This is a genomic window from Phaeobacter sp. BS52 (assembly GCF_045040595.1).
GTDB lineage: Bacteria > Pseudomonadota > Alphaproteobacteria > Rhodobacterales > Rhodobacteraceae > Phaeobacter > Phaeobacter piscinae.
The window spans coordinates 1,622,763-1,646,531 of record NZ_CP090662.1 but is presented as its reverse complement, the minus strand read 5'-3'; the positions used below and the strand labels follow the sequence as shown (position 1 = coordinate 1,646,531).

The window sequence follows — 23,769 nt, the reverse complement described above, 5'->3', positions numbered from 1 at the left end:
GTTTCTTTCGCCCCGCTGGCAAGTTTCTAGGCCGCCCCCTGATGCGCGCGCAATCTCTCGGCGCAGGCCCGCACCTCCGCGATGTGATCGGCCGGCAGATGGTCCACCCCGGCCAGTCGCGCCAGCACGCCCGACGCCTGCGGCGCATGCGGCTCCGCCTCATCTGGAATGTCGATCACCAGCGGTTTTGGCTCTGCTGCGGCACCCTCAGCGACCTCCTCACCGACCGGCGCCTCAGCTTCCGCCAGATCCGCAGCCACCAGTTCCGGATTGATCAGGTCCGGGGCGCCCAGATCTGGCTCACCCCCGTCCTCGTCCTCGCCGTCGTCCGCGTCGACACTCTCCTGATCAAGGGGATCGGCCACGACCGGAGCAGGATCCGTCAGCTCAACTTCGGCCACATCCGCGTCACCCAGGTCCGCCTCCGCCAATGCGGGACCATCCGGCTCAGAAACATCCTGTTCTGGTTCGGGCATGTCAGCTGCCGGTGTGACCTCAGGGGGTTCCGCATCCTGTACGCCAAGCGCGGACATCTCGGGATCCAGCGCCGCATCCTCTGGCAGATCGCTCTGCAGCGCGGCTGTCGTCTCCTCGGCAGTGATCTCCGCCGCGACCTCCGGGATGTCCGCCTGTGGCGCGAGGTCCGGGGCCGTCTCGGTCAGTTCCGCAGGCGCTTCAATCTCCGCAGGCGCCGTCAGTTCCACCGGGTCTCCCAGCTCCGCCGGAGCGGCCAGTTCCAGCGTTTCAGCCATGACATCCGGCGTCTCTTCCGCGAATGGTGCGGCAGTATGCTCCGGCTGGGGCGCAGCTTCTGCATCTGCAAGATCTGCCACAACCTGCTGCGGCTCCTGCAGCGCAGCGTCCTCCGCCAGTGGCGTGTCCAGAAGATCATCGGAGACCGCAGGCGCGCTCAGGACCGGGTCGCTGACCACGCTGTCGTCCAGCGTCGGCGCATCCAGATCCAGGGTGTCCAGATCCACCGCGTCGGCTGCCACTGCGCTGTCGTCAGTCATCTCCGGCAGCTCTGCCGGTTCAGCCAGATCCGGCGCATCGGCAGGTGGCTCCGGCATCTCCGCCTCATCGGCAAAGGCCAAGGGATTGTCCTCGGGGGAGGGGGCTTCGTCGTCATCCGCCTGATGGTCGGCATGTGTTTCCGTGGCAGCGGTCAACTGTTCTTCTGCGGCTGGCACCTCCATGCTTGAGACCAGCGGTTCGGCCTCCGCAAGATCATCTCCCAGATCTAAGGGCGGTTCGGCAAGGGGCTCGGCCTCAACCGCCGCGACCTGTTCCGGCGCCACCACATCGGCAAGGGCAGGGTCACTGTCCAGCGCCTCGACCACCGGGGCTGGGCTGTCGCCCTGATCAAAAACCACCGGATCCGGCACGTCACCTTCAGCCACGGCATCAGGAGTCGACGTCTCTGGATCGGCAGTTTCAAGATCGGCAATCACTGAGTCCGCAGTCTCATGCGTTGTCGTCTCGACCGTCTCTGTCGCATCATGCAGGGGCGCAGCAGCTGCGGAAGCTGTTTCAGGGTCTGCGATCAGACCCGGCGCTTGCGGTGCAACAGCCTCCGCAGCACGCACCGGCTCATCCACAACAGGCTGGTCCGGGGCATCTCCATCGCTCCAGGGAGAGGCGCTCTCGGCGTCGGTTTCATCGACTGCGGCCACAGTCTCCACGTCTGTTCCCGCGGCCACCGGGCCAAGGCTCGGCTCAGCGGTGGGCGCCGGATCAGCCTCAACCTCCACGGCGCCACCTTCGACAGCGTCACCTTCCACGGGGGCGACCGAGGTGACGGTCTGCGCAGCCGGGGCCATCAGCTCCGCCGCCTCGAGGGGAACATCCACGTCCTCTGCCGCCGTCTCTGTCTCAGTCGGCAGGGGCGCGACTGGGTCCGCACCTTCGACCTCAGACACCTCAGGTGTTGCACCCCACAACTGGCCCTGTTCCGGCGTGGGCGCATCAACATCTGTTGTTGTATCAACGGCTTGATCGATTTCAGCCGGGGCAGTGGCATCACTCTCGCCTGCGATAATCACAGCATCACGCGTCTGATCCGCGACATCCAGCGGCAGACCCGGTTGGGCAGCCATTGCGGGGCTTTCCGACGGGGCCTCTGGCGCGGGCGCAGCCGTATCGGCCATCGCCGCACCCATCGCAGCGGAAGGCGGGGTCGATGGTTCCGGTGGGGGGGCGGCAGGTGTTGCCATTGGTGCCGCTGTTGGCGCGGCAGGCGTGCTCGCCGCATCGCCGGGTGTGCCACCTGTCATCCCAACCGGTGTTTCACCGACCACCTCGCCTGGCATCTCGCCCGTAGGCGCTGGCGCGGCGGGGATCGCCGTTTCGCTGGTGGGCGCGGCTGGCGGGTGGAGCGACCCGGTCTGAGACACCGCAGTGTCAATCGGATCGGCAGCGGGAGCCACACCATCAGCGGCAGGCGCAGCGGCGGGCATGGAGGGAGACCCCGGCGCGGCGTCGAACGCGGGTTCCACGGCGGCAGAGGTCCCGTCCTCAACGGCAGGCGTTGCCGGGGCCACGGGCGCGGTTTCTGTCTGCGCTGCAACAGGCGTCTCACCCTGCGGCGGCGCCACAGGTGTCGGGTCCGCTGGGGCCAGCGGTGCAGACGCAGCTGGGGCAGATGCGGGGGCAGCCGCGCTGGGGGGCGCAGGAGCCGCAGTAATCGGGGCGCCCGTCACGGGCGAGGCCGCAGGGGGGGCGGCGCTGACAGATGGTGCGGCGGGTGTTGGATCCGCCAGCCCCGGTTGCGCCAGTCCCTGTTGCGCCTGCGCCGGTTGGACTTGCGTCGGTTGAGCCTGTCCGGGTTGCACGGATTGTGCTGGCGATTCTGTCGCCTGCGCCGCCTCTGCCGGTGCGGCCAGCGGCGGTTCGGTGGCGGTGGGAGCCTCTTGCGGGGCTGAGTCTGCTGGACCTTCCGCCTCGACAGGGGCCTCAGCCTGAACTTCGGCCTGAACCTCCGCGACGGCGATCTCCTCGGGCGGGCTTACCTCTCCCTCAATCACCATCTCACCCGTTGAGGGGGCGGGTTCAGTTGCCTCGGCCTCAGCGGCAGGGATATCTCCGGCACCCATGGCGGCCACATGGGCGGGACCATGTTCGCGCAACAGCGCCTGCACATCCTTGATGGACAGCCCCTTGTCGTGCAGCAAAATCTTGATGCTGCCCAACAATTCAACATCGGCAGGCCGATAGTACCGACGCCCGCCTGCGCGTTTGACCGGTTTGATCTGGGTGAATTTGCTTTCCCAGAAACGCAAGACATGCGCCTGGATCCCCAGCCACTCCGCAACTTCGCTGATGGTGCGGAAGGCGTCTGGTGATTTTGACATCGCGTGGTGTGTCCCGTGGTTACTGACCGTTATTTACGGTTCCCGTCTGCCACCCGGTCCTTCATCAAATGCGATGGTCGAAAGGTCAAAACCCGGCGAGGCTGAATGGGCACCTCTTCGCCAGTCTTCGGGTTGCGTCCCACGCGGGCGGATTTATCGCGCACGCTGAAGGTCCCGAAGGAAGAAATTTTGACCTGTTCCCCACGGACCAGGGCGTCAGACATATGCTGAAGCAGGCTTTCCACCAGCTGCGCGCTTTCGTTGCGCGACAGGCCGACTTCGCGGAAGACCGCTTCACTCAAATCCATTCGTGTTAGTGTTTTTTCGCCCATGACTATCCCCGCTGTTTGTCGAAGCATAGGGCGGGGGGAATTTCCCTGTCAATATCAATGAATTGCATCGGGGAGTTGGGCTGGTAAAATCGCACGCCTTCTGAGCGTTGCCTTGCCGCTTACCAGCGCAGCACCACCGATCCCCAGGCCAAACCGCCGCCAATCGCTTCGGTGACCACCAGATCGCCCTGTTTGATCTGACCCCGGGCCTTGCCCACCGAAAGCGCCAGCGGGATCGACGCGGCGGAGGTATTGCCGTGGTCCTGTACGGTCACGACAACTTTCTCCATCGGCAGGCCCATCTTCTTGGCTGTGCCCTGAATGATGCGGATATTGGCCTGATGCGGCACGATCCAATCCACGTCATCCGCGCCAAGGCTGGCCCGCTCCAGCGCGGTATGGGCGGTGGAGGCCAGTTTCTCAACTGCGTGGCGGAACACCTGATTGCCCTGCATGCGCAGATGACCGGTGTTCTGGGTCGACACACCGCCATCCACATAAAGCAGATCTTTGTAGCGCCCGTCGGAATTGAGGTCAGTTGCCAGAATGCCGCGATCATCGCTGCTGCTTAGCGCCATCCTGCGCCTCCAGCACCAGCGCGCCCGCGCCATCACCAAACAGAACGCAGGTGGAGCGGTCGGTCCAGTCCATGATCCTGCTGAAGGTCTCGGCCCCGATCACCAGCACCTTTTCGGCCTGACCGGAGGCAACCAGCGCATTGGCGTTGCTCAGCGCGTAAACGAAACCGGCACAGACCGCCTGCACGTCAAAGGCAAAGCCGCGCGTCATACCCAGCTGCGCCTGCACCATGGTGGCAGCAGAGGGGAAGGTCAGATCGGCGGTAGAGGTGGCCACGACGATGGCGTCGATATCTTCGGCCGTCAGCCCCGCATCGGTGAGCGCATTTTGCGCGGCCTTGGTGGCCATCATCGAGGTGGTTTCCCCCTCGGCGGCGAAATGGCGGCGCTCAATCCCGGAGCGGCTGCGAGATCCATTCGTCGGTGGTGTCTAGCGTGGCTTCGAATTCCGCGTTTTCGACCACGCGTTCAGGGAGATAATGCCCGGTCCCGACAATTACTGCGCGTCGCGTCATTCTATGGCCTGCCTTTTAGTCTTTTTTGGTGGGCGCCTGGTCGGTTGTGGTCTCGTCCATTTGCGCTGGTTTATCTTGGGTAAGCGCCACAGAGGATGCAACCCGTGCCGCCAGTTTTTCTGCAAACCCCTGCTGGGCGAGACGGAACGCCAGCTTGACCGCCGCTGAGACACCGGTGGCATCAGCGCCGCCGTGGGATTTCACCACGGTGCCATTCAGACCTAGGAACACGCCGCCATTGACCCGGCGTGGGTCCAGCCGTTTGGAGAGCCGCTTCAGTGAGGTCATCGCCAGCAGCGCGGCAATCTTCGACAGGAAGGAATATTCAAACGCTTCGCGCAGGGCGACACGCATCAGGCTGGCGGTGCCTTCGCCGGTCTTGATCGCCACATTGCCGGTAAACCCGTCGGTGACAATCACATCGGCCACGTCCCCGGGGATATCGCTGCCCTCGACGAAGCCAACAAAATCAAAGCTGCCGTTGTCCGAATGATCGGAGATCAGCCCGTAGGCCTCTTTCAGATCGGCGTGGCCTTTGTGTTCTTCGGTGCCGACATTCAACAGACCCACGCGGGGGCGGGGAATATCCATCGAATTGCGCACATAAGAGGTGCCCATCAGGGCATATTGCAGCAGATCCTGCGCATCGGCACGCACATCGGCGCCGACATCCAGCATCACGTTGAAGCCTTGCGGATTGCGTGACGGCCAGAGAATCGCAATCGCCGGACGGTTCACGCCGGGCAGTTTGCGCAGGCGCAGCATCGACAGCGCCATCAGCGCGCCGGTGTTGCCGCAGGAGACGGCGCCAGCGGCTTCGCCCTGTTTGACTGAGTCGAGCGCCGACCACATCGACGTGCCCTTGCCGTTGCGCATCACCTGAGAGGGTTTGTCCTCCATGGTGACCACATCGCGGGCATCGCGGAATTCCACGCGTCCATTGAGGATGCGTTTCTTGGCGACCAGCGGTTTCAGCTGATCTTCGGGACCATGCAGGATGAACCCCAGATCGGGGTTCTTGTCGGCGGACATAGCAATGCTCGGCCACCACAACTGCGGGGCTGGCATCTCCGCCCATGGCGTCAACCGAAATGACTATGCGGCTAAGCATTCTTCTGCATCTGATCGGGTTTACCCGCCATGAAAAGGCCTGCCTGACATAAGTCTGGGTCAGACGCGGCTTAGGCCGCGTCTTCGTCCATGTCGATCTCGTCAGCGGCTGCGACGATTTCTTTCTCGTCGTAGTGGCCGCAGGAGGGGCAAACGTGGTGCGGGCGCTTCAGCTCGCCGCAGTTGCCGCATTCGTTCGGGTTTGCAGCAACCAGTGCATCGTGCGCGCGGCGGTTGTTGCGACGCGACTTGGATACTTTGTTCTGTTGGACAGCCATGTCTCAACCTTTGTCACTTGGGGCCTTGGGGCTGTCCCCGCGGCGCGTTTCACATTCAATGTTTCGATCGGTCTGCCGTGCGTTTAGGCCGCAGCCTTGCCGATGTCCAACCAAAATTCCGATGAGCGCGCGAAAATACTGCGAATTGACGCTGGCGCAAGTGGTTTTTTGGCCGGTCAGCGCAGGAACACCAATCGGAATCGTCTGGCTGCTCTCTTTTCAGTCTTCGCCGCCGCCGTCAAGCTGATCGCGCAGAGCCGCCAGCCCGGCAAAGGGCTTGGTGTCTTCATCGCGCATCGGGGCCACACCGGGTTCGGCATGCACCGATTCTCCCAGTTCGGCGCCGTCTTTGCGGGGGTATTGCGGCAGTGCCAGCGCCAGCGCCTCCACCATCACCTCCTGCGGGGAGATATGGCTGCCAAGCGGTTCGCTGGTGTCATCTTCCGGCATCTCCACCTCTTCCTCGCTGTCGGGATGCACCATCCCGGCGATAAAGCTGCGGCGCACCTTCTGGTCGATGCGGCTGGTCACCGGATCCAGTGTCACCACGCAGGGCTGCACCACGGTCGCCCCCAGATCCGCCACCAGTTCCCAGTCGCGTTTGCCCAGGGCGCGGATCTCTCCGGCAAAGCGCAGCTTGCGCAGATCATCAACGCCAAGCTCCTGGGCGAGCGCCTTCATCGTGGCGGTGTCAGGGCGCAGTTCAAAGGTGGTTGCGCGGTTTTGCGGGAGGTCAGCGACCCGAAAAGCGGTGCTCTCAGACATTTGGGGGACTTTCGTTTCTTGAACCGGAGGCTCGGTTTAGGTAATCCGGTTCAAAGGCGTATTCAAGCCGGGGGGCAAGAGAGTAGCATGACATCCAAACGCATGAGGTCGCTGAAGGCGGCGACAAGGGTCACGGTTCTCTTGGTTGCGGGGCTCGCGGTCAGTGGCTGCGCGATGTATCGCAAACATGGATATGTCCCCAGCGAGGAGCTGCTCTCCGAGGTGGTTGTGGGCGTTGATACCAAGGACAGCGTGGCCGAAACCGTCGGCGTGCCTGCAGCAGAGGGCGTGCTGACCGATGGCGGGTATTACTACGTCTCCACCCTGATGCGCCGCCGCGGCCCGTCAGCGACAAAGCCGGTCTCGCGCGAATTGGTGGCGATCAACTTCAACGATCAGGGTGTGGTCACCGGGATCGAACGCTACGGTCTGGAACAGGGCCGGGTGATTCCCCTGCAGCGCCGCGTGACCAGCTCCAACGTGCAGGACAAGACATTCCTGCGCCAGCTTCTGGGCAGCCTCGGCAACTTTGGCCCCGGTGGTCTGATCGAATGATAGGGCGGGTCTGATCGGCCTGCATATCGAGATCTCTGAAAAGCCATCCCGATCCGGGGTGGCTTTCGTCATTTGGCTGAGATGTGATCCATGGTAGGCAGGCCTGAGTTGTTTGCTGTGCGGTAGCTTGCGGTGTCTGTGGTTGGTGGAAGATCTGTGTTGCGTGATGTGATCAATCCGGTCGGGATGACAGGTGATGCAGAGCCTGAGGCTGTTTTGCATGGCGGCCGCTACCGTGTCCGCGTCATTGATGGGGCGGAGGGGGCGCTGGCCCAAGCCGATCTGCAACAGGCACAGCGCCTGCGTGGTCTGTGTTTTGGACGACCGGGGCCGGATGCCGAGGCGCTGGATGCGCGCTGTCGGCATCTGTTGGTGGAGGATCAGGCCAGTGGCCGTTTGGTCTGTTGCTGCCGGTTGCTGCTCTTGCCGGATGGCGCGCATCTTGGGGTCAGCTACGCCGCGCAGCGCTATGATCTGACCCGATTGCAGTCTCGTACTGGCCCGCTGCTGGAGCTGGGCCGGTTCTGCATCCATCCCGATTGGCAGGACGCGGATATTCTGCGGCTGGCCTGGGGCGCGCTGACCGCGTTTGTGGACCAGCAGGGCGTGGAGCTGCTGTTTGGCTGTTCGTCGTTCCGGGGCACGGATCCGGCGGCTTACTCTCAGGCACTGGCCCTGCTGCGGCTGCGTCATCAGGCCCCGCCGGGGCAGGGCGTCGGGGTGCGTGCGGCGGAGGTGCTGGAGCTGGCCGCATTGGACCTGCCCCGCGTGGACGTCAAACAGGCCCTGCAGCAGATGCCACCCCTGCTGCGCACCTATCTGATGATGGGCGGCTGGGTCAGCGACCACGTGGTGATTGACCGTGATCTGGACACGCTGCATCTGTTTACGGGCGTTGAAATCGCCGCCATTCCCGCCGCGCGCAAACGTCTGCTGCGCGCTGTTGCCGGGGGCTTCGCCAGTCATGGGGCCTGACAGCCGTTGACCTGCCCCGCGCCCCGGTTTAGCTGGCTCCTATGGCACGTATTCCTCTCTTACAGATGTCCGGTATCTCCCTCACCTTTGGGGGCGATCCGGTGTTCGCGGATCTTGATCTGGTGGTGCAACCCGGCGACCGGGTGGCGCTGGTTGGGCGCAATGGCTCCGGCAAATCCACCCTGATGAAGGTGATGGCCGGTCTGGTCGAAGCTGACGCGGGGTCGCTGGTGGTGCCGCCCGGAAAATCCGTCGGCTATATGGAACAGGACCCGCAGATGACCGGCTTTGCCACGCTGGGCGATTTCGCGGCCTCCGAGTTGGACCCCGGTGAGATGTACAAGGTGGAGCGCGCAGGCGAGGGGCTGAAGTTTGATCCCGCGCGCCCGGTGGCGACGGCCTCTGGCGGTGAGAAGCGTCGCGCGGCGCTGGCCAAGCTGATGGCCGAGGCGCCGGATCTGATGCTGCTGGATGAGCCAACCAACCATCTGGATATTGAGGCGATCACCTGGCTTGAGAATGAGCTGAAATCTACCCGCGCCGCCTTTGTGCTGATCTCGCACGACCGGGCGTTTCTGCGGGCGCTCACGCGCGCGACGCTTTGGGTGGACAGGGGGCAGGTGCGGCGACAGGAGAAGGGGTTTGATGCCTTTGAGGCCTGGCGCGACAAGATCTGGGAAGAAGAAGATCAGCAGCGCCACAAGTTGAACCGGTTGATCAAATCCGAAAGCCGCTGGGCGGTTGAGGGGATTTCTGCCCGGCGCAAACGCAATATGGGTCGGGTGCGCGCGCTGCAGGATCTGAAATCGGAGCGGTCCAGTCAGATCAAACGGCAGGGCACTGCTGAACTGGCGCTGGACGCAGGCCCGAAGTCGGGCCGCAAGGTGATTGAGGCCGAAGGGCTGACGAAATCCTACGGTGATAAGGCGATTGTGCGGGACTTCTCAATCAAGGTGCAGCGTGGTGATCGCGTCGCCTTTGTCGGGCCGAATGGTGCGGGTAAGACCACGCTGTTGAAGATGCTGCTGGGGCTGGAACAACCGGACGAGGGCCGGGTGCAGATGGGCACCAATCTGGAGCTGGCGCTGTTTGATCAGACCCGTGATCAGCTGGACGGCGATGCCAGCCTTTGGGAAAACCTGACCTCTGATCCTCTGCTCGGGATTTCCGGCAAGGCGGATCAGGTGATGGTGCGGGGGCAGCCGAAACATGTGGTGGGCTATCTGAAGGAATTCCTGTTCGATGAGGCGCAGGCCCGCGCACCGGTGCGGTCCCTGTCCGGGGGCGAAAAGGCGCGGTTGCTGCTGGCCCGGCTGATGGCCCGGCAGAGCAACCTGCTGGTCTTGGATGAACCGACCAATGATCTGGATGTCGAAACACTGGATCTGTTGCAGGAGCTGCTGGACAGCTACGACGGCACGGTTTTGCTGGTCAGCCACGACCGGGATTTTCTGGACCGTGTGGCCACCACCACCATCGCCATGGAAGGCGGCGGCGGGGCCACGGCCTATGCCGGCTGGGTGGAGCGACTATCTGGCCCAGCGTGGCCCTGTGGCCGGGGTGGCGGAGAAATCCGAAAAACCCAAGGCGGCGAAATCAAAACCCAAGCAGGAGGCGCAGCCGAAGGACGGTCTGAGCTTCAAGGAAAAACACCGGCTGGAGGCCTTGCCCGGAGAGATCGAGCGGCTGGAGGCGGAGATCGCCAAATTGCAACAGCTGATGGCCGATCCTGAGCTGTTCACCCGCGAGCCGGTGAAGTTTCAAAAAGCCACCGATGCGCTGGTGGAGCGGCAGGAAAAGCTCTCCGCCGCTGAGGAAGAATGGCTGGAGCTGGAAGAGAAATCTGCGGGCTGAGGCCCGTCTGGTTTTTTGGTAAGTCATATTGATCCAATGTTTCGCGTGCGAAACATTGGGTCAAAGACGCTGCCGTAGTCGTTTGTAAAATATAAATTTTCCTGATTGAAGTCTAAGGCGGCGCGCGCCTGCTGCGCAACAGCTCCGCGTTTTGACCGTGCGGATGTCAGCCGGGCAGCGCCCGCGCCGGATTGCCGACAACCCTCACCCCGGCTTCCACATCCCGTGTCACCACGGCACCAGCGCCGACGATTGCGCCATCGTCTATAGTGACGCCGGGCAGGACGATCGCACCGCCGCCGATCCAGACATCGGACCCCAGCGTGACCGGGCGCGCGACCTCTAACCCCTTGGCGCGCAACGCAGGATCGCGGTGATGATCGGCGCAGTAGATCTGCACATTTGGCCCCAGCATGCTGCGATCCCCGATGCGCACAGGGGCGCTATCCAGAATGGTGCAGCCCGCATTCATATAGACCTGATCGCCAAGCGTAATATTGATCCCATAGGCGCAGTGAAACGGGGTCTCGATCAGGCAGTTCTGTCCATGTTCAGCGAAGAGCGCAGCCAGCGATGGGCTGAGGGTTTCGCTGGGGTCCGGGGCGCGGTGATTGTGCTGATGCACTGCCAGACGGGCCTGATGACGCAACACCGAGAGCTCGCTGTCTATGCAACAGTACCAGTCGCCCGCCTGCATCTTTTGCCGCTCAGTTCGGCTCATGCCGGGCCTGTTTCGGGTGAGGGCGGCGGGGGTGGTGCGATGGTTTTGGCGTAATCGGCCATGAGATCCGCCAGCGCCTCCGCCGTGGTGGGGAAGCGGGCATAGCTGTGGGGGGCCGGGACATTTGCCCAGGGCTGTTTCTCCTCGGTCATGATCTCGACGAAGGGGGTGAACCACGTCAGATCATCCAGCAGGGAGGCACGCAGATTCACCCGCTCCGGCGCCGCCTTCAGGCGCGAGAGGACGAAGCTGAGGCAGCTCGGGCAGTAATAATGCTTGCGCTCTGCGCTGTGGAGGCCGCCCAGCACCAGCTCTCCCGTGGTGGTGACGGCCCCGGTCGGGAACATGACGGTCAGGGAATAGGCGCTGGCGGCAAGTTTCTGACAATCGCGGCAATGGCAGGCCAGCGTCAGCAGGGGCGCGGCAGTGACATGCAGCTGCACAGCGCCGCAGAGACAGGCGCCGGTCAATGGCAGGTTGGGCTGGGTCATGGGTCGGCTCCCCCTCGGTCAGGCTCCGCGACAGGCTAGCGGAGTTTCTGGGGGCTGTCGCTGCTCATTTCCCTGCCGCGTCGATCAGGGGGAGGGGGGCCTCAAGAGGGGGATCCCCCCTTGAGGTATCAGCGTGGTATCAGTTGCAATGCGTGCACCTGTGGGCGCGTCAGCGCATCCGCAGCGCGCCGTCGAGGCGGATCACCTCGCCGTTGAGATAGCCCATTTCGACGATAAACCCGGCCAGACGGCCATATTCGGCAGGATCGCCCAGGCGGGCGGGGTTGGGCACATCGGCGGCGAGCTGCTGCTGCACCTCTTCCGGCAGGCCTGCGAGCATTGGGGTCATGAAGATCCCCGGCGCGATGGTCATCACCCGCACGCCCGAAGAGGCCAGATCGCGGGCCATCGGCAGGCACATGCCCACAACACCCCCTTTGGAGGCGGCATAGGCGGCCTGGCCCTTTTGACCGTCAAAGGCCGCGATGGAGGCGGTGTTGATGATCACGCCGCGGCCACCATCTTCGGCCGCGTCACATTTGGCGATTTCCACAGCGGCCAGCCGGGCCACGTTGAAGGTGCCGACGAGGTTGATGTCGATGGTGCGCTGGTAGGCATCAAGGGGATGTGCGCCATCGCGGCCCACGGTTTTGATGCCAAGGGCGATGCTAGGCGCAGTTCACGCAGGCGTTGATCTTGCCCATTTTCTCGCTGGCGAGCGCCATGGCAGCAGCAACCGACTCTTCGCTGGTGACATCGGTTTCGGCAAAATGCCCCCCGATTTCGGCGGCCACGGCGGCGCCGCGTTCGGCGTCCCGGTCCAACAGGGTGACCTGGGCGCCATTGGCGGCGAAATGACGGGCGGTGGCCTCACCAAGGCCAGAGGCGCCGCCGGTGACGACGGCGGCGGTTTGCGACAGTTTCATGAGCAGGGCTCCTCCCGGGGGTCTGTGCTATCGGGTTCATATCTGAACATGTGTTCAGATAATCACGTCCCCCTAGCAGTGTCCAGAGAGCCCGGGATTCATCAGCCGTTTGTCGAGCGCGGCCAAGGGGCGCAGCAGGCGACCCAGCGGCGGCCAATAGGCCCAGGTGCCGCCCAGTTGGTGCAACCGCGCGCCGGTGCCAAGTTTGAACCGGGCCAGACCTGCGGCATCTTCTGTGTTGATCACCCCCAGATCCAGCTGTTCGCAGCCCTGTTTGGCCAGCCAGGACATCGCCTCCCACATCAGGAGGTTATGGGCGGAGAGTGCCTTGCCCCGGTCGGTGGTGTGGGCGATGTGGTAGGTCGCGCCGCGCCCATGGCGCAGAACAAGAATGCCCGCGACGATGTCCTTGCCGTCATGGGCTTCGAAAATTTTGGCCATGCCTTTGTTCTCGCGGGCGTAGGCCAGAGTCAGATCCACGGGCCAGCTGCGATACCCGCGGCTGGATTGCTGCGCGGCATCGGCGGCAAAGATCCAATGCGCGGGTGTCTGCGGCAGCGATTGGCGGGTGATGCGCAGCCCCTGTTGTTCGCCGTGGACCAGCCGGTTGCGCCATTTCTGGTGCAGATTGGCGCGGCGCTGATCAGGGTCAGTCGTCAGGTCCACCAGCCCGACATGGGCCGGGCTGACCAGCGCCACGGCGCCGTGGCGTGCCAGGGCAGGGGTGGGGGTTTCGGGGGATAGGATCACCGGCGTGCGGCGGAGGCCGTTCTCCTGCAGGTGTTCCAGCAGACGCAACGGTTTGTCGATGCGGGCACGGTTCACCATGGCAACATCGATGCGGCCCCAGATTTTGCGGCGCATCACGACAGTGTCCTTCATCTGGCCAAGCACCAGAGGATCCTTGCCGGTGGCTTGAAGTGCGCGGGCAAATTCTGCCGATTGCGGCAAGGCAGAGATGGTTTCGTCGCGAAGAATGGGTCGGGGCATGACATCTGCTGGTGTGAAATCGAACATGGCGCCATTAACCGCAGCGAAACCTAAATGATGGTTAATGGGGGTATGAAAAATACGAATAAAATTCGAAATCATCATGCTCCGGGGCCGAGGATCACCAAAGCCGCCGCTTTGCTGGCGGCACTGGCGCTCTCTGTGCCGGTTGGGCTGGGGCTTCTTCTGGTGGACCTGCTGCTGTTGTGAGGGCGCGGATTGGCTGCGGTGGGACCCGTGGCTGAGACGAAAAAGGGGGCCGATTGGCCCCCCTTGGATCATTGTCGTGATCTATGCGCGGGGTCAGCCCTCCAGCTGCACCAGCGCATGGCGTTTTTTGCTTAAGCCGAGAGTTTGATCGGCGAGGCGAAGTTAGTTGCGTTGACCATATAGCCCGGCTCTTTGACGGGCTCGTCGTTTATCTTAGCGCCATTCTCGATAATGAGACGTTTAGCTTCCTTACCAGATTTGGCGAGGCCAGTTTTGACAAACAACTGGACAACGTTGATATGAAATTCGTTTGCACCGCGAGTAAGCGAAGACAGGAACTGATTTTTTTCATTTAAGGACATGCCGTTAGTGAAGCTTGGGTCTGCGCCGATCCAGATGAAGTCCTGAATCGAGATTGTGATTTTGGGCAGATCGTCGCCAATGCCGCCTTTTTCAAACACCTCGCGGGCGGTGGCTTCGGCGGCGGCGGCGGCCTCAGCACCATGCAGCAGGGTGGTCACCTCATTGGCGAGGATCACCTTGGCGGCATTCACCTCGGAGCCTTCGAGCGCGCCGAGGCGGTCACATTCCTCCACCGGCAGCTCGGTGTAGAGCTTGAGGAAGCGGCCCACATCGGCGTCGGTGGTGTTGCGCCAGAACTGCCAGAACTCATACGGCGAGAGCAGATCGCCATTGAGCCAGATCGCGCCGTTCTGAGATTTGCCCATCTTCTTGCCGTCTGAGGTGGTCAGCAGCGGCGAGGTGAGGCCATAGATTTCATGGTCCAGCACACGGCGCGTCAGGTCGATACCGTTGACGATATTGCCCCATTGGTCCGATCCGCCCATCTGCAACACGCAGCCATAGCGGCGGTTCAGCTCAAGGAAGTCATAGGCCTGCAGAATCATATAGTTGAATTCTAGGAAGGACAGCGACTGTTCGCGGTCGAGACGCGATTTCACGCTCTCAAACGACAGCATTCGGTTCACCGAAAAATGGCGGCCGATGTCGCGCAGGAACGCGAGATAGTTCAGATCGTCCAGCCATTCGGCATTGTTCAGCATCATCGCCGCGTTACCCGCGCCGCTGTCATAGTCGATATAGGCGTCGAACACCTTCTTGATGCCGAGCGATATTGTCGTCGATCTGGGCATCGGTCAGCAGCGGGCGTTCATCAGCGCGGAAGGAGGGATCGCCCACCTTGGTGGTGCCGCCGCCCATCAGGGTGATCGGTTTGTGGCCGGTTTTCTGGAACCAGCGCAGCATCATGATCTGGATCAGCGATCCGACATGCAGCGAGGTCGCGGTGGCGTCAAAGCCGATGTAGGCGGATTGACCGGGAGTCATCAGCGCCTCGTCCAGGCCCTGATAATCGGTACAGTCGGACAGATAGCCGCGTTCCATCATAACTGCGATGAAATCCGATTTTGGGTGGTAGGTCATGATGTGCCTCGGCTTTTGAATTGCGCGCTGCTGTATAAAACGCAATTTGCACGGGGGAAAGCAGTGTGAACGGCTTTGCGGAAGAAATTCGCTGCTGTATCCTTGCGGCCAAATCGGCGCGATGCGCCCAATATCTCAGCAGGCCTTATCAGCATGACAAGATCCCATCCTCCGGCGCGTTTGTCCGCGATCCCCAAAACCGGCGTGTTGCGCGCCCTTGGCACCATGAGCGGCACCTCGCTGGACGGGGTGGACGCGGCTATTGTCGAAACGGATGGCGTGGCGATCCACGGCTTTGGGGCCAGTGCGTATCGCGCCTATGAACCGGTGGAGCGCGCGCAGCTGGCCGCCGCGCTGGGGCACTGGCAGGGGCCGCAGGTGGAGGCGGCAGGAGAGATCGTCACCCGCGCCCATGCGGATCTGCTGGCGCAGGTTTTATCTGATCAGGCGGAAACGGATCAGCGGGCGGTGGATGTCATCGGTTTTCACGGTCAGACGCTGGCCCATGCGCCGCGGATGCAGGGCACCCTGCAGGTCGGCGATGGGGCGGCGCTGGCGGTTGAGCTGGCAACGCCGGTGGTTTGGGATTTCCGCAGCGATGATGTGCGGTTGGGCGGTGAAGGCGCGCCGCTGGCGCCGTTCTTTCACTTCGCCTGCGCGAAATATCTGAAACGAGACAAGCCCCTGTGTTTTCTGAATCTGGGCGGGGTGGGCAATCTGACCTATGTCGATCCACGGTTTGACACGGCGGAGGATCCCGGGGCGCTGCTGGCGTTTGACACCGGGCTAAGCCAATGCGCCGATCAATGATCTGGTGCAGGCGCGCTGCGGTCAGATGATGGACGAAGGCGGCGCGATTGCCCGGGGCGGTGTGGTGGAAACCGGCGCGCTGGAGTTGTTTCTGGCGGAGCCGTATTTTGCCCGGATGCCACCGAAGTCTCTGGACCGGAATGATTTTGCCGAGATGATTGATCTGGTCAGTGAGTTGACCGATCGCGATGCGACGGCCACGCTGACGGGCATGTGTGCGGCGGCGGTAGCACAAGGAATGGAGCATTGCCCGGAGCCGCCGGAGGTGGTGCTGATCACCGGTGGCGGGCGGCATAATCCGGTGCTGATGGAGATGCTGCGGGTGTCGCTGGATTGCCCGGTCGCCCCGATTGAGAGCGTCGGGCTGGATGGTGACATGCTGGAGGCACAGGCCTTTGCCCATCTGGCGGTGCGGGTGGCGCGGGGGCTGCCGACGTCCTGTCCGGGCACCACAGGGGTTCGCGCCTGCGTGGGCGGCGGTGTGGTGAGCGTGCCTGGCGGCGCGGGCTGAGGTCTGGCAGCCAAGAAACTTTGAAGTTTCTTGGCAAATTTCTATGTAGAAATTTTGTGGTCAGGCGCGGGGGATGTCAAAGCCGGGTGCGGCGAGTTCAAAGCCTTCGAACTGGAACCCTGGCGAGACGGTGCAGCTGACCAGCGTATAATCTCCGGTGGTGCGGGCGGCCTGCCAGTGGCCTTCGGGGACGATCAACTGAGGTTCGCCCGCTGTCAGTTCAGGGGTCAGCAGGTGGTCCTGTGCCGGGCCATCGTCGCTGGCCGAGAGTGACAGCACCAGCGGCGCGCCAGCGTGGTAGAGCCAGATTTCGGTGGCATCGACCCTGTGCCAATGGCTGCTTTCGCCCGCCTTCAGCAGGAAATAGATGCAGGTGCCGGTGGCGCGGCCGTTGTGGCTGTCGGCGTTACCAGCAATCCATGTCTGGCGATAGTAACCGCCTTCGGGATGGGGCTGGAGGTCCAGCTTGGCGATGATCTCATCGGCGGTCATGTCTCTGCTCCGTTTTGTCTGTTGGCACAGGGTAGGTTTGGCTCTGGCAATTTGACATTTGCCGCATATGTTTGGGCCATGACATTGCACATTCCCTTTGACAATACATATGCCGCGCTGCCGCCGGTGTTCTACACGAAACAGGCCCCTGTGCCGGTGAAGGCGCCAGAGCTGCTGGCCTATAACGCCGCGCTTGGGGCAGAGCTGGGCATCACCGCAGGTGAGACGGCTGAGCTGGCGGAGGTCTTCGCTGGCAACCGAGTTCCCGATGGGGCCGAGCCGCTGGCGCAGCTTTATGCGGGGCATCAGTTTGGCAATTACAATCCGCAGCTGGGGGATGGGCGCGCGATCCTGCTGGGCGAAGCTGTTGGCCCGGAGGGGGCGCGGCGCGATATCCAGCTGAAGGGATCGGGGCGCACGCCGTATTCGCGGGGCGGTGACGGGCGGGCCTGGCTGGGGCCGGTCCTGCGGGAATATGTGGTCAGCGAGGCGATGCACGCGCTTGGCATCCCAACCACTCGCGCGCTGGCGGCGGTGGCATCGGGCGAGCCCGTCTGGCGCGAAGGGGGCGGGCTGCCGGGGGCTGTGCTGACGCGGGTGGCCTCCAGCCATTTGCGCGTTGGGACGTTCCAGATCTTTGCCGCGCGTGGCGAGCAGGCGGCGCTGCGTCAGCTCACGCAGTATGCCATCCAGCGCCACTATCCTGACGCGGACGGCCCGATGGGGCTGCTGCGGGCGGTGCGGGATCGTCAGGCGGAGCTGATCGCGGCCTGGATGTCGGCGGGCTTCATCCACGGGGTGATGAATACCGATAACTCGTCCATTTCCGGTGAGACGATCGACTATGGGCCGTGCGCCTTTATGGATGTGTATCATCCCAGCACAGTGTTCAGTTCGATCGACCGGATGGGACGTTATGCCTATTCCAACCAGCCCGATATTGCGGTGTGGAACCTGGCGCAGCTGGCGACCGCGCTGATCCAGCAGGCGGAGGATCCGCAGGCGATGGTGGAAGAGGCGACGGAGATTGTGCATGCGATGCCCGCCCTGACTGAGGCCGCCTGGCTGCGCCGGTTCGGGGCCAAGATCGGTCTCGCTGAGGCGACACCTGAGGATATGGCGCTGATCACCGGCCTGTTGACGCGCATGGCAGAAGGTCAGGCGGATTTCACCAATACATTCCGGGCCTTGCTGGGAGAGGTTGAGCCAGACACAGGCGCGGCGCGAGATCAGTTTCTGGCGCCTGAGGCCTTTGACAGCTGGGCGGAAGACTGGCGCGCGCGACTGGCGCAGGAGGCAGACCCAGTGGCGGTGATGGCGGTGGCAAACCCGGTCTATATCCCGCGCAATCACCGGATCGAGGCGATGATCGCCTCTGCCGTGGCGGGGGATTTCGCCCCGTTTGAGCGGCTGAATACGGTGCTGTCGGATCCATACACCGTGCAGGAAGGGGCCGAGGATCTGCGCCGCCCTCCCGCGGAAAGTGAGGTCGTCAAGGCGACCTTCTGCGGCACCTGATGGCGCGTGGCTACTTGCGATTGATCAGCACGATGCCGATTGCGACCAGTGCCAGCGCGGCCCAGACCTGCGGGTAGATCACCTCGTCCAGCAGGAGCCAGCCGAGAATGGCGGCGATCACCGGTGACAGGAAGCTGAAGGAGGCGACCGCATTGGCGCGGTAAATGCTGATCAGCCAGAGCCACAGGAGATAGCCGAGGCTGGCAATGGCCACGGCCTGAAACACCACGCCGGAGATATGCAGCGCGGTGGGGTCGCGCAAAAGCGGACCGAACAGCGGCGAGATCGCCAGCAGCACCAGCGCCGAGGTCGCCAGCTGATAGGTCAGCTGGCGGATGGGCGGTACAGCGGACAGGGGCGAGAGGCGCGCACACAGAGCGATCCCGGCCCAGGCCAGCGTGGCCGCAAGCGCCAGAACATCACCGAGCAGCGAGGCATCGCCGCTGCCCCGGTGCAGGACCGCCAGCACAACGCCCCCCATGGCCAGCACAAGACCGAGCATGCGCAGCGTATTGAGCCGCTCTCCGGGCAGGAGCAGATGGCCCGCCAGTGCCAGCCAGACCGGCATGGAGTTGAAGATAATGGTGACGCGCGAGACGGAGGAGAGGTCCAGCGCGATATAAAGACAAACAAATTCGGCTGTGAACAACAGGCCGGATACCAGCCCCCAGAGATGGACAGAGCGGGTCCAATGTGTTGGCGTCTGGGCAGGCGCTGGCGGGTTTGCGCGTTTCAACTGGCCGCGAAAGGCGAGCCATGCAAGCAGCACCGCCAGCCCGATCAGAGAGCGCAGGCCTGCCTGAAACACCGGGCCAAACCCGCCGTTGGAGACCTTGATCACCACCTGATTGAAGCCCATCAACCCACTGAAGCCGATCAGCATTGCGGCCCCGAGACCGTCCATTGCGCGTTTTTCACTCATGGCGCCAGAGGAGGGGTGGGAGATCCCAGAGTCAAGGTGGCAAAACAGATGTTTAGGTCACTGCGGATCGGCCTCGCCCGGCTCTGGCCTGTGCGCTGGTTTTGGGTCATGCTGTGGCGCGTATCGCGCATCAGATTGGCAGCAGATAAGGCAGGCGGAATGACGCAGGAACAGAGCAGGCAGCCCGGTCGGCTGCGCTTGGCGAGTTACAATATCCAGAAGTCTGTCGGGCTTGATCTGCGCCGCCGCCCGCGTCGGACCTTGCAGGTGATCGAGGGGACGGGCGCGGATCTGGTGCTGTTGCAGGAGGCGGACAAGCGGTTGCCGCCGCGCCCGGCAGCCTTGCCGCATTTCATTCTGGATGAGGCCGGTTGGCAGATCGTGGATCTGGGCGGAGCCGAGTCCCTGGGCTGGCATGGCAATGCGGTGATCTGGCGGGGCGCGGCGCTGACCTTGCAGGATCATGGCCATATCCCGTTGCCGGGGCTGGAGCCGCGCGGCGCGGTCTGGGCGCTGTTTCTGACCGGGCTTGGACCACTTAGGGTGGTGGGGGCGCATCTGGGCCTGACCACCAAGGCGCGCCATGAGCAGGTGCATCATCTGGCCGAGGTGATCGCAAGAGAGCCTGAGTTGCCGACCGTCTGGGCTGGTGATTTCAATGAGTGGTCACGCCAGCCGGTGCTGGATCATCTGGCGCCGCAGTTGCGGTTTGTGCCGCCGCGCGCCAGTTTTCCGGCGCTGCGGCCCATGGGTGCGCTGGACCGGATTGCGGTGAGCGCGGGGCTTGAGGTGGTGGACAGCGGCGTTTACCGGACGCGGCCCGCGCATATTGCCTCCGACCATCTGCCGGTCTGGGCCGATCTGGTGGCGGTGGACCAACCCTAGGGCGCGCCGACCGGCCAACGCGCCGCCGTGGCCAGATGGCGGGCACAGGGCAAAAGCCGAAAAAATATAAAGCCGGAGACACGGACTGCGACCCCGGCTTTAGATCTGGTTTCAACGGCGGCCCTGCAGAGGGCCCGCTGAGGTCACCCGGTTGGGCTTACTGGGCGCGGCGGCGCTGGCCGCCGGGTTTGCCCTGTCCGCCACCTTGGCCTGCACCCTGACCACCGCTGCGCGCGCCGCCCTGGCCGCCGCCACCGCCGCCACTGCGCCGCCGACGATGACCGCCGGGTTTGCCGCCGCCACCGGGTTTGCCACCACCACCACGACGTCCAGCCGGAGCCTTGGCATCGGGCAGCACCTCCCAAGGACGACCGGAGGCCACCGGGATATTGAGGTTCATGGTCTTCTGAATGGCCTTCAGCTCGCCCATCTCATCCGGGGCGCAGAAGGCCACGGCCTGACCGTCCTTGCCCGCGCGTGCGGTCCGGCCAATGCGGTGCACATAGGCGTCGGGGACGTTGGGCAGCTCGTAGTTGTAGACGTATTTCACGTCGGGAATGTCCAGACCGCGGGCGGCCACATCGGTGGCCACGAGGATCTTCACCTCGCCGGATTTGAACGAGGCAAGCGCGCGTTCGCGCTGACCCTGGGATTTGTTGCCGTGGATTGCCGCCGCTGAGAATCCTGCTGCGGACAGCGTCTTCATCAGTTTTTCCATACCGTGTTTGGTGCGGCCAAAGACCAGTGTACGCTCATCCTTATGGGCGCCCAGCAGCTCCTTCAGGAGCGACAGCTTTTCAGCCTTGGCGATGAAATGCACCGACTGGGTGATTTTGTCTGCGGCCTTGCCGGGAGGGTTTACCTCAATCCGGACCGGGCTTTGCAGGTAGGAGTTGGCGATCTCGTTCATCTGCTTGGGCATGGTGGCCGAGAACAGCATGGTCTGGCGCTGTTCGGGCAGCAGTGCTGCGATTTTGCGCAGGGCGTGGATGAAGCCGAGGTCCAGCATCTGATCCGCCTCGTCCAGCACGAGGAAGTCGCAGGAGCCAAGGTCCAGTGCGCCACGATCAAGGATGTCCAGAAGACGGCCCGGCGTGGCGATCAGGATGTCGGTGCCGCGCGACAGGCGGCTGATCTGCGGGTTGATCGACACACCCCCGACAACCAGCCCGGTTTTGATCGGGGTGCCTTCGGTCAGGCCCTTGAGGTTGGCGGCGATCTGGTTGGCCAGTTCGCGGGTCGGCGCCAGCACCAGACCGCGCACGGTCTTGGCGGCAGGCTTGCGGCCATATTGCATCATCTGAGCGATCAAAGGCACGCCGAAAGCGGCGGTCTTGCCGGTGCCGGTCTGCGCCAGACCCAGCACATCCTTGCCGTTCAGCGCATGCGGGATGGCGCGCGCCTGAATCGGGGTCGGATCGGTATAGCCCAGCTCAGCAATGCGGGTCAGGAGCTTTTCGGGCAGCCCCATGGTTGAAAATTCTGTCACGTCTCGTCCTTTCACAGCCGGGCGGATGCCACGGCCGGTGCCGCCCATGCGCATGCCGGGCGGACTGTCGTTGGGGCAGGGACCTCGGGCGGACGGGCATCATGCCAGACCGCTGGTCGCTGCGAGTGCCCCACGCGTGATATTGGGAACGGTGGCATATCCTTAGGGTCGGTTCAGTGGCCTGCGCACGCTTCTGTCGCGGCCCGACGTCCTCTGCTCACGCGGCAGGGAGGGATGCCTGCAGCGGGAGATGGGCCTGTCGGCGATGAAAGTCAATGGTGAATTGCCGCTTATTCTGCGCCAAAGAGTGTAAAAACCCGGTTTGCGTGGCCTGCGTCTTTGTATAAACAGGGACGCCACGCTGCATAGAGGACGGTCATGAGCGAGACGATTATCGCACGCTGCGAAGCCATAGGTCTGCGGATGACAGGCCAGCGACGGGTGATTGCCCGCGTGCTGCAAGAGAGCGCCGATCACCCGGATGTCGAGGAACTCTATGCCCGTGCCAGTGCCCTGGATGGGGCGATTTCGCTGGCGACGGTCTATCGCACGGTGAAGCTGTTTGATGAGGCGGGCATTCTGGAGCGGCTGGAGTTTGGCGACGGGCGCGCGCGCTATGAAGATGCCGACCGGGAGCATCACGACCACCTGATCGATATGACCACCGGGGCGGTGATTGAGTTCTGCGACCCCGAGATCGAAGCCTTGCAGGAAAAGATCGCTGAGAAGCTGGGCTATGAGCTGCGAGGCCATAAGCTGGAACTCTATGGCGTGCCTCGTAAGCGGGACTGAACCGCGCAGGTCGTTTCCTTATCAAAAGAAAACGGGACGGAATTTTGCGGAAAATTCCGCTGTGCGACCGGGGCGGATGCGGGTTGCCCATCACCGGGTGTGATGGCAGAGGTCACATGAAGTCATGGGGCGACGTCGCAAACGGAGTAGTTCGGTGTCGCTGGCTGAGGTTTGTTGGCTGGATTGATCGGCGCCGCTGCCCTGCCGCCGTTCACAAATCATCATCATGGGCACAAACCACCATCACGGGAGGATCACGATGAACAATGTCACAGGAATTTTGCTGGTGATCCTCGCCATGGCGGGGTTCTCGCTGGAGGATATGTTCATCAAGCAGCTCGCCAAATCGGTGCCTGTGGGTCAGATCCTGATGATGCTGGGTCTTGGCAGCGGCACGGTGTTTGTGATCTGGGCCAAGCTGCAGGGACACCGGGTCCTGGCGCCGCGCAACTGGCGCTGGCGGCCGGTATTGCGCGCCTCATTGGAGGCCCTGGCGGCGGTCAGCTTTGCCTCGGCCCTGGCGGTGGTGGATATCTCCACCGTGGCGGCCGTGTTTCAGGCGATGCCGCTGGCGGTTACCGTGGGGGCGGCGCTGTTTCTGGGCGAGGACGTCGGATGGCGGCGCTGGAGCGCGATCCTTGTCGGCTTTGCGGGTGTGTTGATGATCGTGCGGCCCGGTCTGGCGGGATTTGAGCCCGGTGTGCTGTTGGTGCTGATCTCGGTTGTGGCGGTTGCGGCGCGCGACCTGATGACGCGGGTCATGGACAGCGCTGTGCCCTCTGCCGTGGTCAGCTCGCAGGCCTTTGGGTCGGTGATCCCGGCGGGGCTGGTGATGCTGCTGGTCCTCCCCGGAGAGCCTGTCGCCCTGCAGGGCGGCCAGTGGGGCATGCTGCTGGGTGGCGTGATCTTTGGCGTGCTGGGCTACTATGGCATCGTTACAGCGACCCGGATTGGCAACGCCGCTGTGATCACGCCGTTTCGCTATTCCCGGCTGGTGTTTTCCACCCTTATCGGCGTGGTGGTCTTTGCCGAGGCGCCCGATGGTATGACGCTGATTGGATCCGCGCTGATCATTGGCTCGGGGCTCTATACCTTCCTGCGGGAGCGGCGTCTGGCACGGCATGCAGCGCGCGCGGCAGCGGTGGCTGCAGCCTGAGGAACAGGCGGCGAAAACCGGCGGCAATTGGTTGCGCAAACAGGCCCCTGTTAGCCCTAACCCCGTAAAATAAGTCACGTTAGCGATAACGCCCGTGGTTT

At 63.3% G+C, this 23,769-nt stretch carries 17 protein-coding genes and 6 pseudogenes; 9 read left to right on the top strand and 14 right to left on the bottom strand.

Annotation, left to right across the window (positions count from 1 at the left end; all coding sequences use genetic code 11):
- Positions 1 to 26: 26 nt before the first annotated feature.
- The 6 genes and pseudogenes from L0Z65_RS07995 to L0Z65_RS07970 all read right to left on the bottom strand — a co-directional run bounded on the left by L0Z65_RS07995 (position 27) and on the right by L0Z65_RS07970 (position 6,928).
- Positions 27 to 3,350, bottom strand: coding sequence for a MerR family transcriptional regulator (locus tag L0Z65_RS07995; RefSeq protein WP_405112208.1), 3,324 nt, complete (start codon positions 3,348 to 3,350; stop codon positions 27 to 29).
- Between the two features lie 29 nt (positions 3,351 to 3,379).
- Positions 3,380 to 3,682 carry an integration host factor subunit alpha gene (gene ihfA, locus L0Z65_RS07990; protein WP_014874236.1) on the bottom strand — a complete coding sequence of 101 codons (303 nt, stop codon included), beginning with the start codon at positions 3,680 to 3,682 and terminating at the stop codon, positions 3,380 to 3,382.
- A gap of 119 nt (positions 3,683 to 3,801) precedes the next feature.
- Positions 3,802 to 4,775: pseudogene (locus L0Z65_RS07985) on the bottom strand (beta-ketoacyl-ACP synthase III).
- A gap of 15 nt (positions 4,776 to 4,790) precedes the next feature.
- Positions 4,791 to 5,917, bottom strand: a pseudogene (gene plsX / locus L0Z65_RS07980) (phosphate acyltransferase PlsX).
- Between the two features lie 39 nt (positions 5,918 to 5,956).
- Positions 5,957 to 6,163, bottom strand: coding sequence for a 50S ribosomal protein L32 (rpmF, locus tag L0Z65_RS07975; protein WP_014874239.1), 207 nt, complete (start codon positions 6,161 to 6,163; stop codon positions 5,957 to 5,959).
- A gap of 219 nt (positions 6,164 to 6,382) precedes the next feature.
- Positions 6,383 to 6,928: a DUF177 domain-containing protein gene (locus L0Z65_RS07970; RefSeq protein WP_040172981.1), complete on the bottom strand. Its 546-nt coding sequence runs from the start codon at positions 6,926 to 6,928 to the stop codon at positions 6,383 to 6,385.
- 87 nt (positions 6,929 to 7,015) lie between these two features.
- On the opposite strand from L0Z65_RS07970, the gene L0Z65_RS07965 reads away from it, so the two are divergent.
- The 3 genes and pseudogenes from L0Z65_RS07965 to L0Z65_RS07955 all read left to right on the top strand — a co-directional run bounded on the left by L0Z65_RS07965 (position 7,016) and on the right by L0Z65_RS07955 (position 10,312).
- Entirely contained in the window at positions 7,016 to 7,483 is a 468-nt protein-coding gene (locus L0Z65_RS07965; protein ID WP_014879657.1) for an outer membrane protein assembly factor BamE, read from the top strand.
- 156 nt (positions 7,484 to 7,639) lie between these two features.
- Positions 7,640 to 8,458 carry a GNAT family N-acetyltransferase gene (locus L0Z65_RS07960; RefSeq protein ID WP_405112203.1) on the top strand — a complete coding sequence of 273 codons (819 nt, stop codon included), beginning with the start codon at positions 7,640 to 7,642 and terminating at the stop codon, positions 8,456 to 8,458.
- Positions 8,459 to 8,499: 41 nt separating this feature from the next.
- Positions 8,500 to 10,312 (top strand): annotated as a pseudogene (locus L0Z65_RS07955) (ABC-F family ATP-binding cassette domain-containing protein).
- A gap of 166 nt (positions 10,313 to 10,478) precedes the next feature.
- On the opposite strand, the gene L0Z65_RS07950 reads toward L0Z65_RS07955, so the two are convergent.
- From L0Z65_RS07950 to L0Z65_RS07935, 4 genes and pseudogenes are all read right to left on the bottom strand, one after another.
- The gene (locus tag L0Z65_RS07950) at positions 10,479 to 11,033 is read right to left on the bottom strand and encodes a sugar O-acetyltransferase (RefSeq protein ID WP_405112200.1); all 555 of its coding nucleotides are present in this window, start codon (positions 11,031 to 11,033) and stop codon (positions 10,479 to 10,481) included.
- Positions 11,030 to 11,524 (bottom strand): GFA family protein, encoded by a 495-nt coding sequence (locus L0Z65_RS07945; protein WP_405112197.1) that lies wholly within the window; start codon positions 11,522 to 11,524, stop codon positions 11,030 to 11,032. Before L0Z65_RS07945 ends, L0Z65_RS07950 begins: the two co-directional genes overlap by 4 nt.
- A gap of 169 nt (positions 11,525 to 11,693) precedes the next feature.
- Positions 11,694 to 12,450 (bottom strand): annotated as a pseudogene (locus L0Z65_RS07940) (SDR family NAD(P)-dependent oxidoreductase).
- 72 nt (positions 12,451 to 12,522) lie between these two features.
- Positions 12,523 to 13,467 (bottom strand): GNAT family N-acetyltransferase, encoded by a 945-nt coding sequence (locus L0Z65_RS07935; protein ID WP_040172996.1) that lies wholly within the window; start codon positions 13,465 to 13,467, stop codon positions 12,523 to 12,525.
- A 45-nt stretch (positions 13,468 to 13,512) separates the two neighbouring features.
- On the opposite strand from L0Z65_RS07935, the gene L0Z65_RS07930 reads away from it, so the two are divergent.
- Positions 13,513 to 13,650: a hypothetical protein gene (locus L0Z65_RS07930; protein ID WP_165587458.1), complete on the top strand. Its 138-nt coding sequence runs from the start codon at positions 13,513 to 13,515 to the stop codon at positions 13,648 to 13,650.
- A gap of 93 nt (positions 13,651 to 13,743) precedes the next feature.
- Here the strand turns inward: L0Z65_RS07930 and tyrS are convergent.
- Positions 13,744 to 15,093: pseudogene (gene tyrS, locus L0Z65_RS07925) on the bottom strand (tyrosine--tRNA ligase).
- 153 nt (positions 15,094 to 15,246) lie between these two features.
- Between tyrS and L0Z65_RS07920 the strand changes: the two are divergent.
- Positions 15,247 to 16,414, top strand: a pseudogene (locus tag L0Z65_RS07920) (anhydro-N-acetylmuramic acid kinase).
- A 60-nt stretch (positions 16,415 to 16,474) separates the two neighbouring features.
- Here L0Z65_RS07920 and L0Z65_RS07915 read toward each other — a convergent pair.
- Positions 16,475 to 16,906, bottom strand: coding sequence for a cupin domain-containing protein (locus L0Z65_RS07915; RefSeq protein ID WP_405112192.1), 432 nt, complete (start codon positions 16,904 to 16,906; stop codon positions 16,475 to 16,477).
- A gap of 78 nt (positions 16,907 to 16,984) precedes the next feature.
- Here L0Z65_RS07915 and L0Z65_RS07910 point away from each other — a divergent pair, with 78 nt between their 5' ends.
- Positions 16,985 to 18,424: a protein adenylyltransferase SelO gene (locus tag L0Z65_RS07910; protein ID WP_405112189.1), complete on the top strand. Its 1,440-nt coding sequence runs from the start codon at positions 16,985 to 16,987 to the stop codon at positions 18,422 to 18,424.
- 10 nt (positions 18,425 to 18,434) lie between these two features.
- On the opposite strand, the gene L0Z65_RS07905 is transcribed toward L0Z65_RS07910, so the two are convergent.
- Positions 18,435 to 19,346 (bottom strand): DMT family transporter, encoded by a 912-nt coding sequence (locus tag L0Z65_RS07905; RefSeq protein WP_405112186.1) that lies wholly within the window; start codon positions 19,344 to 19,346, stop codon positions 18,435 to 18,437.
- Positions 19,347 to 19,505: 159 nt separating this feature from the next.
- Here L0Z65_RS07905 and L0Z65_RS07900 point away from each other — a divergent pair, with 159 nt between their 5' ends.
- Positions 19,506 to 20,231, top strand: a complete 726-nt coding sequence (locus tag L0Z65_RS07900; RefSeq protein WP_405112183.1) for an endonuclease/exonuclease/phosphatase family protein — start codon at positions 19,506 to 19,508, stop codon at positions 20,229 to 20,231.
- A 157-nt stretch (positions 20,232 to 20,388) separates the two neighbouring features.
- Here the strand turns inward: L0Z65_RS07900 and L0Z65_RS07895 are convergent, their stop codons facing one another.
- The gene (locus tag L0Z65_RS07895; RefSeq protein ID WP_254683086.1) at positions 20,389 to 21,720 is read right to left on the bottom strand and encodes a DEAD/DEAH box helicase; all 1,332 of its coding nucleotides are present in this window, start codon (positions 21,718 to 21,720) and stop codon (positions 20,389 to 20,391) included.
- 378 nt (positions 21,721 to 22,098) lie between these two features.
- On the opposite strand from L0Z65_RS07895, the gene L0Z65_RS07890 reads away from it, so the two are divergent.
- Positions 22,099 to 22,512, top strand: coding sequence for a Fur family transcriptional regulator (locus tag L0Z65_RS07890; protein WP_014874254.1), 414 nt, complete (start codon positions 22,099 to 22,101; stop codon positions 22,510 to 22,512).
- 259 nt (positions 22,513 to 22,771) lie between these two features.
- On the top strand, positions 22,772 to 23,668 hold the full coding sequence (locus tag L0Z65_RS07885; protein ID WP_405112179.1) for a DMT family transporter: 897 nt from the start codon (positions 22,772 to 22,774) through the stop codon (positions 23,666 to 23,668).
- Positions 23,669 to 23,769: the final 101 nt, after the last annotated feature.